The organism is Neiella litorisoli (assembly GCF_014773395.1).
Classification (GTDB): domain Bacteria; phylum Pseudomonadota; class Gammaproteobacteria; order Enterobacterales; family Neiellaceae; genus Neiella; species Neiella litorisoli.
This window is the reverse complement of sequence record NZ_JACXAF010000019.1, coordinates 82,970-92,624: the sequence shown is the minus strand read 5'-3', so window position 1 is coordinate 92,624 and position 9,655 is coordinate 82,970. Positions and strand designations below refer to the sequence as shown.

7 protein-coding genes and 1 rRNA gene are annotated in these 9,655 nt (G+C 48.1%); 5 read left to right on the top strand and 3 right to left on the bottom strand.

Going from position 1 to position 9,655, the window contains the following annotated elements; genetic code table 11:
* The first annotated feature begins 168 nt into the window (after positions 1 to 168).
* Positions 169 to 284: ribosomal RNA gene (gene rrf / locus IC617_RS14225) — 5S ribosomal RNA — on the top strand.
* Between the two features lie 353 nt (positions 285 to 637).
* Here rrf and IC617_RS14220 read toward each other — a convergent pair.
* Entirely contained in the window at positions 638 to 1,813 is a 1,176-nt protein-coding gene (locus tag IC617_RS14220) for a hypothetical protein (protein ID WP_191145656.1), read from the bottom strand.
* 349 nt (positions 1,814 to 2,162) lie between these two features.
* Here IC617_RS14220 and IC617_RS14215 point away from each other — a divergent pair, with 349 nt between their 5' ends.
* Positions 2,163 to 3,344, top strand: a complete 1,182-nt coding sequence (locus tag IC617_RS14215; protein WP_191145655.1) for a dicarboxylate/amino acid:cation symporter — start codon at positions 2,163 to 2,165, stop codon at positions 3,342 to 3,344.
* Here the strand turns inward: IC617_RS14215 and IC617_RS14210 are convergent.
* On the bottom strand, positions 3,330 to 3,926 hold the full coding sequence (locus IC617_RS14210; RefSeq protein WP_224746021.1) for a S1 family peptidase: 597 nt from the start codon (positions 3,924 to 3,926) through the stop codon (positions 3,330 to 3,332). The genes IC617_RS14215 and IC617_RS14210 overlap by 15 nt on opposite strands.
* 258 nt (positions 3,927 to 4,184) lie before the next feature.
* Between IC617_RS14210 and IC617_RS14205 the strand changes: the two genes are divergently transcribed.
* Genes IC617_RS14205 through IC617_RS14195 form a run of 3 tightly spaced genes read left to right on the top strand, consistent with a single transcriptional unit; the run spans position 4,185 to position 8,621 of the window.
* A complete protein-coding gene (locus IC617_RS14205; protein WP_191145653.1) occupies positions 4,185 to 5,750 on the top strand; it encodes an AMP-binding protein in 1,566 nt (521 codons plus the stop codon).
* Positions 5,728 to 6,981 (top strand): type III PLP-dependent enzyme, encoded by a 1,254-nt coding sequence (locus IC617_RS14200; protein WP_191145652.1) that lies wholly within the window; start codon positions 5,728 to 5,730, stop codon positions 6,979 to 6,981. The genes IC617_RS14205 and IC617_RS14200 overlap by 23 nt, the downstream gene beginning before the upstream one ends.
* Positions 6,982 to 7,007: 26 nt before the next feature.
* Entirely contained in the window at positions 7,008 to 8,621 is a 1,614-nt protein-coding gene (locus tag IC617_RS14195) for an FAD-binding oxidoreductase (RefSeq protein ID WP_191145651.1), read from the top strand.
* 196 nt (positions 8,622 to 8,817) lie between these two features.
* Here IC617_RS14195 and IC617_RS14190 read toward each other — a convergent pair whose 3' ends face one another.
* The gene (locus IC617_RS14190; protein ID WP_191145650.1) at positions 8,818 to 9,579 is read right to left on the bottom strand and encodes a PEP-CTERM sorting domain-containing protein; all 762 of its coding nucleotides are present in this window, start codon (positions 9,577 to 9,579) and stop codon (positions 8,818 to 8,820) included.
* Positions 9,580 to 9,655: the final 76 nt, after the last annotated feature.

The following is a 9,655-nucleotide window of genomic DNA, read 5'->3' as shown; positions in this document are numbered from 1 at the left end:
TAACCTGTACTAATTGCCCGTGAGGCTTAACCATACAACGCCCGAGTGGTTTTGTATAAATAGCTCTGACAGCTACATGCTGGTCGATAGAGTGACGCTCAAATTTTTACCTTAGAGCGAGCAGCCTTGAGCTTGTCGCTTTAACGGGTTTCCAAGTTACCTTTTTCGCTTGGCGGCCATAGCGTTGTGGACCCACCTGACTCCATTCCGAACTCAGACGTGAAACGCAACTGCGCCGATGGTAGTGTGGGGCTTCCCCATGTGAGAGTAGGTCACCGCCAGGCACTCATTCAGTGAAAAGGCTACCCGTAAGGGTGGCCTTTTTGCGTTTTAGGGCTCAAACAAACTTAGGTCTTCCATGTTCGAGCAAGGGTAGCCTTGTCACTGAAAGCGCCTAAAGGCGCTACGCCCGCGGTCATCCGAAACCTGAGGCGCCTCCCGCTCGAAAGCATAGCTTTCTTCGCCTTCACGCGGGCCAAAGCTGTGCTTTGTCTGTATCCGCGTTCAGCCCCATGTGAGAGTAGGTCACCGCCAGGCACTCATTCAGTGAAAAGGCTACCCGTAAGGGTGGCCTTTTTGCGTTTTTACCTATAAAAAAAACCGCCTTTGTTGGCGGTTTCTTAGACTCGGAGTTGGCTTAGCGGCAAATCAATGTTGCGGCGTGGGCGGAAGATGATTTGAGATTAATGGTCTCGGCGATCTTCACTTTACCTGGCTTCATTTCGAGTTTGTCAATTTGGTGCTGGGCTCGTGGCGTGGCATCTAGATCTTCTCCTGTGGAGTGCGCTTTGCCTGTTAGCACTTTTATGTCGAAAAAAGAATCTGGTCGATAATAATCCGATTCACAGCGGCCAGTGTGCTCGGCGTCAACGCTATAAAACCAACCATTTTTTTCTTGGTCTAGTTTATAAATAATGTTGTGGAGCACCGCAGTGGTTTTGGCGCCATTTTTGATACTCCAGTTACAGCAGATCTCGACCTCATTTAATGATGTTGGCACATCTAAAAACAGGCCGGTTACTAAATCCAGTTGCGATACCGCAATCCGGTCATCGTCGATTGCTATGAGCGACTTAGGTTTTAAGTGCCGGGTCTTACCATCCACCTTGATATCGATTGCCAGCGTGATTCCGGTGACATCCTGCGGAGCGGTATTACTAGCAAGCCTTAATGTTGGATTGATATGGAGAATCTTATGTTTCGGCAAATCGGTTTCGTTAATTTTTAGTTGGCGCTTGATCGCTTTGCAGATCATGTGATTGGCTGCCAACTGAACGTCACTCCAACGAAACCAGCGGGACGCTTGCTGTGGTGACAAGCCATTTGCGTAGTGCATGATCGCTAGGTTTTCAGAGATCTCTGGTTGGCTTGCAGGAACCATGTCATGAATACGTTGTAACTCCTGACGCCAGTCTTGCCATTGGCTACCGAAACGTCTGGTGAATTTTGAATGAAGCCAGTTTTGGCACTTACTGGTCATGATCACGTCGGTGGATTTTTTGTCGATAACTAACCAGCCACTGGAAGCGAGCGCGCTAAGCGTTTGCTCTAAGGTCACGGCACCTTCTAGATCGGTATCAAAGCCCAGACTAGTGCATTGACTTTCTGTTAAACCACAACGTTCTAAGCGCAAATAATTACGGTATGCCTGGCATAGGTGGTCATATTGGTAGCTGGTCGTTGGCCACATCCAGTGAATCAGGTTGATTTGACTCTTTGACAATAAATGTTCGTCAAGGCTGAAGTCGTAAGGAGATAAGTGCTGGAAGTCTTGGGTGGCTAAACGGTGTGCGTTTTGAGTATGACGAGTCATGAATAAGCCTCAAATTATTATAGGAATAAATGTGCTGGTACTTTGGCGCCGGACGATCTATTTCTATTTTTATTCAACCGCGACGCTTTTTTCTTGTGTGGCTCTCACAAGAGGCAACAGCATAACAGGGCATTTCCATTGATTTTTTATTTTGATAACGCAACAAAATCAAACTGCCACCAAGTTCAAAAAATCTGTCTGATTCAAGCAAAATAAAGTGATCAAGTTAAAACATGAGGTTTGTCAAAGAAGCTACGGATCGACACGCCGATATGTCGGCAATAACAGATATTTAACGGTCGCTTATGGTACAAAGCGCGAGTCTGAATTGTCATAAGAGACAGGCTTTATGAATCTGTTGTTGAAACTCATTGTCGGCATTATTGCTGGTCTTATTATTGGTGCCGTTGCGCCCGAATGGTTAGCGCGGATCATGCTAACTGTGCAGGTCTTTGTTGGCCAGTTAATCGGCTTCACCATCCCGTTGATTATTTTGCTCTATATCGCCAGCGGTATCGGTGCCTTGCCAAAGCAATCGGGACGACTACTTGGGCACACCGTCGGCTTAGCTTACTCGTCGACGGTGATCGCCGGAGTGCTCGCTTTTTTGGTTGCAAGCCAATTGTTACCCGCATTGGTAGCGCAAGCAGAAATCCCAACTTCAACTGGTGACAACTTGCTGACGCCGTTTATCTCTATTGCTATTGCACCGCCCCTAGGCATCATGACCGCGTTAGTGATGGCATTTGTGCTGGGTATAGGTATGAGTGCGATTGAGTCAAAGCAGTTGCGTTACGTGATTGACGAAGGTCGCCAAATCATCGACTTGTTGCTATCAAAAGTGATTATTCCGGCCTTGCCGTTTTATATCGCCGGGGTCTTTACTCAAATGATGTTGGAAGGCTCGGCGGTTGAGACTTTGCAGACGTTTGCTGTAGTGCTGATGATGGCGGTGGCGATGCATTGGTTGTGGCTAACGGGGCTCTATCTAGTGACGGGTTTGATCCACAAAAAGCCGCCTCTGATGCTACTGAAGAATATGTTGCCAGCATATTTTACCGCGCTTGGCACCATGTCGAGCGCCGCCACTATTGCGGTGTCGCTGCAAAGCAGCAAGCGTAACGAAGTCAAAGAGCCGATTGCGAATTTCGCAGTACCACTGTGCGCTACGATTCATCTCTCTGGATCAGTGATCACTATTGTGACCTGTACCACTGCTGTGATGTTGATGCGGCCAGAACTGGCAGCGCCAACTCTGGGCAATATTGTGCCATTCATCCTCATGCTGGGCGTTACCCTCGTCGCCGCACCGGGCGCGCCAGGTGGCGCAATCATGGCAGCGCTTGGTATTTTAAGCTCGATGTTGGGCTTTGGTGAAAGTGCTATTGCCTTGATGATCGCCTTGTATTTGGCTCAAGATAGCTTTGGTACGGCCTGCAATGTCACCGGTGATGGCGTCATTGCATTGTGGCTCGATCGTTGGCATGGCGATGCTGTTGAAGCGGCCGCAGCCGAATCACAATCCGTCTAGCAGGTCCTGCAAGTGCTTGACCGGAATCGCATAGGAGATGGCGCTAGGATTGGTGAGCGCTGACTCCTTGTTGCCGGTCAATAGCACTTTGTTAATGATGGCGATGACGTCGCCGGTTTCTTGATCGTAAACTGGACTGCCACTGTTACCCGGATAAGCGGTGGCGTCGAGTTGATACACTTCATAGGGCTCTCGCAGCCGTTTAAGTTGTTTAGCCGTTAATTTTCCAACTTCGGGAACAGGCAGCATTACGGGTGTTTTGGTGGCAATGATGCCGCGATGAGTGGTCGGATAAAGGCCGAGCACCGAGCCAATAGGAAAGCCGGTGAATGCGATGGCTTGGCCTTCCAGTACGGTTTTTTGGGAGAACTGTAGCGTTGGTAGCCGTTTACCAGTGAGCTTAACGATGGCTAAATCATGCTCATCATCGCGTGCAACCAATGTGGCTTTATAAACTTGAGACGTTCTGCCCCCGGGGATCAGTACCGCGATGGATTGGTTTCTCTGTTTGTTCAGTTTTGGTATGGCATGGGCATTGGTGGCGATTAATGTGCCATTACCAATCGCAAATCCGGTTGCCATTAATGTTGCTTTCGGCGCAGCCAATGGGTCGAACAGGCCTATTCCAACAACACTTGGCTTAACTTTTTGGATGGTTTGCGGCAATGGATTGTGGGCAAAAACGTTGGGTACTGCCAAACTAAGCCAGCAGATGATGATGAAAGCTGTTTTTTTACCTCTATAAATCATAGGATTACCCGATAAAATTGTGCTCAATAACTGGTTGTCGCTAAATTCTTTTTATTTTAGCTGAGTAACGCATTGCCCAAGGACGATTCGGTGGCTGATCTATCTCGTACGATGTATGACCTGCTTACAGATGCAGATGATAATGTCTTGGCGCTGCTGATTGGCGGCCAATGTTATACCTTTGCTCAATTAAAACAGTCAGTCGCCATGATTGCTACTGGCTTACAGCGTGATGTGAAATTAGAGCATGGTCAACGTGTTGTTTTGTACGGACCAAAGACCGCATTGCAAGTGATGGCAATGTTCGCGGTATGGCAATGTGGTGGTGTGGTGGTGATCGCTCATCAAGGCCTGAAAGCGGCACAATTAGCTCATATCATGGCTGATTCAGGTGCTCAGGTGCTGATAACCAGTCCGGCTCGCTGGTCACAATTAGCTGCAGAGCCTGCTTTTCACACCGACCAAGTCTCCCAGTTGATTGTCGAACAATCAACATCATCATTACCCGAAGATGCGCATGTGCTAAAAGATTGGGTTGAGGCGCTAGACGGTCCTTCCGCAGTCACTCGATGTCAGCAAAATGATTTAGCTGTACTAATGTACACATCCGGTAGTACGGGGTTACCCAAGGGCGTGATGTTAACCCACAAAAATCTGTGGCTCGGTGCTGATAGTGTTGCCAGCTATTTGCAGCTAACTCCTCAGGATCGCATTCTTGCGTTACTACCTTTTAGCTTTGACTATGGGCTTAATCAGCTCCTTTCTGCTTGGCGTGTCGGAGCCTCTGTCGTATTGCACAATTATTTATTGGCAAAGGCGGTATTCAATGATGTGGCTAAGCATGGTGTAACTGGATTGGCGGGCGTCCCTCCGCTTTGGTATCAGTTGCTTAAAGAGACGCTCGAGCCCAACCTTGGTCTGCGTTTTGTGACCAATTCAGGTGGCGCACTGACAACATCATTAATCGAATTGTTGTCTGAAAAATTCCCACAAGCACAAATTTTTGCCATGTACGGTTTGACCGAAGCCTTTCGGTCGAGCTATTTGGCGCCGCAAAAAATTTCTGAGAAACCCCTTAGTGTTGGCAAAGCGATACCCTATGCGCGGTTGTTGGTATTAGACGAACAACAGCAAGTTTGCCCGCCCGGCGTTGTCGGCGAACTGGTTCATAGCGGTGAATTGGTGGCTCAAGGATATTGGGGACAACCTGATTTATCAGCGCAGCGGTTTGCCAAATTGCCAGAGCCGTTGGCTAAAGGCGGTGACGAGCGAGCTGTCTGGTCAGGTGATTTGGCATATATGGATGATGATGGTGACTTGTTCATTGTTGGCCGCCAAGATCAACAAATAAAAACATCCGGTTACCGCGTTAGCCCGCAAGAAGTTGAGGCTATTGCCGAGGCGTTACCTGATGTTGGTGCAGCTGCTTGCCTAGCCGTTGATGATTTGGAGCTAGGTCAGGCGATCGCCCTTTTTATCGAAGCAAACCCAGTCCACCGAGACAAATTACAGGCGGCTTATCGAGCTAATTCAGCAAATCACTTATGGCCTAAGTATTTTGCCGTGGTGCCGCAATTGCCATTGACCGCAAATGGCAAATTAGACCGACAATACGTTAAAGAGAATTGGCTTTATGACCTTACAAACAAAAACTGAACTGGTTAGCGGACATTGTTTTCAGCAGCCCATTTGCTTTTCTGGGCAGCAGTTAATGTGGGCTGGCGAATCCGCGCAAGACTGGATGGCCCGTAGTGAAGGCAGCGCTTGCTATGTTTACGATATGGCTGTTGCTCGGCGGCAAGTTGAGCAACTAAGAAGTCAATTGCCTGATAGTTTTGACATTTTCTATGCGGTCAAAGCGAACCCAAATCCTGAGGTGCTTAGCGCGCTTGAAGCTGTTGTTGATGGTGTTGATGTTGCTTCCATTGGCGAATTGGAACGAGCCATGGCGGCGGGGTTTAGCGCCGACCAAGTTAGCTTTGCAGGACCGGCCAAGTTGGTTGACGAAATTGAACGGACATTGGCACTCGGTGGCCATTTATCGGTTGAATCGCTGATAGAAATGCAGCGCGTGATTAGCTGGGCGAATCACAATCAGCAGCAAGTCGCTGTGGGCGTTCGACTCAATCCGCAATTCCAACTCAAGGCCTCAGGCATGCACATGGGAGGCGGTGCTCAGCCTTTTGGCATAGATGAGGAACAATTTGCAGATTTGGTTGCGCTTGTTAAAGCTTCGCCATTGGTATCGATCTCTGGCCTTCATATTTATGCAGGCTCTCAATGTTTACAGCTTGACGCATTGGTCGAGCAGTTCCGCCAAAGCCTTTTGTGTTTCAAGCGCCTCAGCGAGGAGCATCAATTAACTGTCACTAAACTAAATTTTGGTGGTGGTATTGGTGTGCCATATTTCCCAAATAACAAACCCGTTGATTTAGTTGAATACGGCCAAGCTATTCGCTCGATTGTTAACGAACATCAAGCGTTCGTTGTTGATAAATCAATAATTTTGGAATTGGGCCGCTACATTATGGCCGAAGCCGGAGTTTACCTCTGCCAAGTCACCGATGTGAAATCATCACGAGGCCAGCTATTTGCCATGGTTAACGGCGGTATGCACCATCACTTAGCTAACTCCGGTAACCTCGGCCAGCTGTTGAAAAAGAACTATCCGATTGTTGTTGCTAATAAGATGGCATCAGAAGCAGCAGAAAGAGTGACGATTTGCGGGCCCTTGTGTACCCCCCTAGATGTGTTGGCGCGACAGCTCGAGGTTCCCAAGTTAGACCTAGGCGATATCATTGCGATTTTTCAAAGTGGTGCCTATGGTTTAACGGCAAGTCCAAATCAATTCTTAAGTCACAACTCGGCGCTCGAATGGGTTGTCTAAGACAGAACAATAGAGACAGATAATCTATGGCTGATCACCCGATAACAACGTGTCCTGAATCCTTTCACAGCATCACTTGGCTCGATCAACTGCGAGCTGAGAGTGAATACGGAGGGAACGCAATTGGTGCATCGCGAACTCTCTGTGGCGCCTTTGTCGTCACCGAGCAAAGCCAAGTTGCCGAAGTGTTGGCTTGGGCTAACGCAGAAGGTGCTAGCCTGCAACCCATTAGCTCTGGGCGCAACTGGGGCTATGGCAGTGCGCTGCCCGTTAGTGATGAGCAGCCCATATACATTCTTGATTTATCGGGCTTAAAGCGGGTTATAGATTTTGACGAGCAGCTAGGTTTGATCACCCTAGAGCCTGGTGTCACGCAAGCTGATTTAGTGACTTGGCTACAAGAACGAAATCTGGATTTTATGGTGCCAGTGACTGGTGCAGGGCCAAATTGCAGTATCGTCGGTAACGCCCTTGAGCGTGGCTACGGCATCACGCCTTATGCCGATCACTTTGCAGCGGTTACTGCGGTTACTGCCTATTTGGCTGATGGTCGACAATATCGCTCCAGCCTATACGGTATGGATAATTCTCAACATCATTTAGCGGACCGTTCATTTAAGTGGAAGGTCGGTCCATATCTCGATGGGTTGTTTACCCAATCGAATATGGGAGTCGTTACTGAAATGACAATACGGTTGGCTAAATGTCCACAAGACTTTGAGAGTTTTTACGTTCAGTTCAGTCAAGATGAAGATTTGGAAGTTGCGGTCAACTTAATGCAAAACATACTCCGCGACTATGAGGGGGTAGTTGGGTCTATTAACTTGATGGATCGACGTCGCATTCTATCCATGGTGGCACCCAACCCAAATGGACCGGAGCAACATAAAGTAATGTCCGAAGAACAATGTCAGAAGCTTGCTAAAAAATATCAAGTGCCTGGCTGGATGTTAGTTGGCTCCATCTATGGCTCAAAAGAAATAGTAAAAGCTGCGCGAAAGGATATTCATCGTCGAGTTCGAAAGCATGCTTATCGGACTATTTTTTCCGAAGGTTGGTTACTGCGAACAGCGCGCTTGGTATTGAAAATACTGCCTACGTCGCTCATGAAAGATGAACGGGAACAGCTTCAGGCGATGGCTGAGGGCATTCAAATTATGCTCGGTCAGCCGAATCAGGTCGCATTACCGTTAGCTTATTGGCGTAACCCCAATGTCCAAGCCGACAAAAGCAAAGAGATGAATCCGGCAAAAGATGGTTGTGGATTAATGTGGTACGCGCCTTTGGTGCCTACCAAGGCTGACCATATGAGAGCTTTTGTTAACATGGTGCGAGATGTATGCCCGCAATACGGTATTGAGCCACTGATTACGTTAACCAATCTGCGCTTTGATTTGACCGATAGTACGATCCCAATTTTGTTCAATGCAGCAGATAGTGAAGCCACCGAACAAGCGAAAGCATGTTTGGATGAGTTGGTTGAAAAAGGGTTATCGCAAGGGTGTGTGCCTTATCGTCTCAATGTCGAGCAGCAAAACAAGATGCTCGATCCGGCGCAGACCTGCTGGCAGATATCGAAAGCCATTAAACAGGTGATGGACCCCAATAATGTCATTGCGCCAGGGCGTTACCAGCCTTAGTCAATTGTTGGCAAATTGCTAAGTTAGCGCCAGCAGTTAAAGAGCAACTACTTGAACAGTGGTTGCTCTTTTTTTATGTTTTTTCGAATCCAGATCTAGGTGGTTGTACGGCTTTATCTCACAGCTTTTAGCCATAAAAAAAGCCAGAGCAAACGCTCTGGCTTCTTGTCTTCGCTGCGCTTGGCAGCAAGTCTTGTTACTTAACTTTGCGACGGCGTGCTACGCCAACGAAGCCCAGCAGACCAAGACCCATTAGAGCAACAGACGCTGGCTCTGGGATTGAGTTTGCAGCGATATCTGCACTACCCAGCGAGATGATTGTTGTGCCATCGATATCGCTAGAGATAAAGCTACTGTTGAACGCCATGTCCGCGCCAGCAAATAGAGTATTAGTATCAAATACTTCAGCAGCGGCACCGCCGACTACTTGCAAATAGCCTGAACCAGAAGGTAAGCCCAGAGCGTTAACAGAACCAACGAAAGAAGCCATCAGAGTTGGGTCGAAAAACGGCAATGGCGCAAGCAAGTTTGCTGCAACTTCAAAACCAGCTAAGCTCAGCCAAAGTTCACTTGCATCGCCAATAACTGACGTTTCGTCGTTAACATCAAATGAACCTGCAGCTTGGTTATAAATTTCAATGGTACCGCCGGAATATGCATTCACGCTCGGCGTTTGAAGAGGTAACGTGCCTGTAACGCTCAGTGACTCTTCAAATACAAAGCCGCTGATCATGAATGTCAGATCGCAAGATCCACACTGAAACGCTGAGGAAGCAAGCTCTGTATCGAATTTACCCCACGCAGTAAACGAACCAGTAACAGTATCAAGTTCCTGTACAACAGTACCGGTGCTCTCGAACAAATCGCCTTCGTCGAAAGAGATGCCATCGATCATTGTTGCTGAAGCGGTTGCGCTCAACGCCATGGCGAAGGCGGCTGTAGTAAGTTTCCGTAACATAAGTTTCTCCTAAAAGAGCTAAGTATTGACTGAATGCGGGAAGCGTATCCCGCTTCGCCATGGTTTGTGTTCAGTG